This is a genomic window from Kitasatospora sp. NPDC017646, assembly GCF_044329365.1.
Classification (GTDB): Bacteria; Actinomycetota; Actinomycetes; order Streptomycetales; family Streptomycetaceae; genus Kitasatospora.
Map to the genome: position 1 here is coordinate 1 of NZ_JBIRJC010000159.1, position 1,012 is coordinate 1,012.

Genomic DNA, 1,012 nt, shown 5'->3' on the forward strand with positions numbered 1-1,012 from the left:
TCGACCTTGATCGTGGAGTGGAAGCTCTCGGCCGCGGCGTTGTCGAGTGCCGACCCGACGCGCCCCATGGACTGGACGACGCCGAGCCTGTCGCACAGGTTGTTGTAGGCCTCGCTGCTGTATTCGCTGCCGCGATCCGAGTGAAAGATCACGCCGTCCACATTCCCGCCCCTGGCGGCCGCGGCCATCTTGAGCGAGGCGCTGACCAGGGCGGCGTCGTGCTGGGCACCCATCGCGTAGCCGAGCAGGCGTCGGGAGAACAGGTCGATCACGGTGGCCAGGTAGAGCTTGCCCTCGCCGGTGTCGATCTCGGTCATGTCGCCGACCCACAGCACATTCGGTGCGACGGCATCGAAGCGACGGTGCACCAGGTCACGGGCCGCCTTCCGCTTACCCTGCCTGGTCAGCGACCGGCGCCGCCGCGGGGGCTTGCGACCCTGGAGTCCGAGCTGGGCCATGATCTTGGCGACGGTGTTCTCGGACACCTGCCAGCCCTCCGCCCACAGGTCGAGCGTGATCCTCGGCGAACCGTACGTGTTGCCGGACGCGGCGAAGAAGTACCGTATCCGCTCGGCCAGTTCAGCCCGCCGCACCTCGCGCCCGGTCGGCTCGGCCGGACGGCGACGCCACTTGTAGAACCACGACTCGGACACCCCAAGGGCCCGGCAGGCGATCGTGTGCGGAACGCCGTGCTCGGTCCTCTGGTCGGCGATGAAGCCCGCAACCGTCACTTCATCGCCTCCTTCACCCACAGGACCACCGATCGCTTGAGGACATCGCGCTCCATCCCGAGCTCGGCGATCTCCTTGCGCTGCCGAATGTTCTCCTCGCGCAGCCGGCGAAGCTCGTCGCGCTCGGACTCGCTCAAGCCCCCGTCCGCATCCGCGTCCGCCCGGGCCCGCGCGCGATGGACCCAGTTCTGCAGCGTGCTCTCGTGCACGCCCAAGTCCCGCGCGACCTCCGCGGCCGACTTCCCGGTCTCCGTCACGATCCGTACCGCCCCCGCGCGGAA

2 protein-coding genes are annotated in these 1,012 nt (G+C 69.0%); both read right to left on the reverse strand.

Annotation, left to right across the window (positions count from 1 at the left end; all coding sequences use genetic code 11):
• A partial coding sequence (locus tag ACH4J0_RS43370; RefSeq protein WP_396246682.1) for an IS3 family transposase occupies window positions 1-731 on the reverse strand: 731 nt, incomplete at its 3' end.
• Window positions 728-1,012 (reverse strand): transposase (locus ACH4J0_RS43375; RefSeq protein ID WP_396246683.1); only part of this gene is annotated, 285 nt, incomplete at its 5' end. The genes ACH4J0_RS43370 and ACH4J0_RS43375, both read right to left, overlap by 4 nt.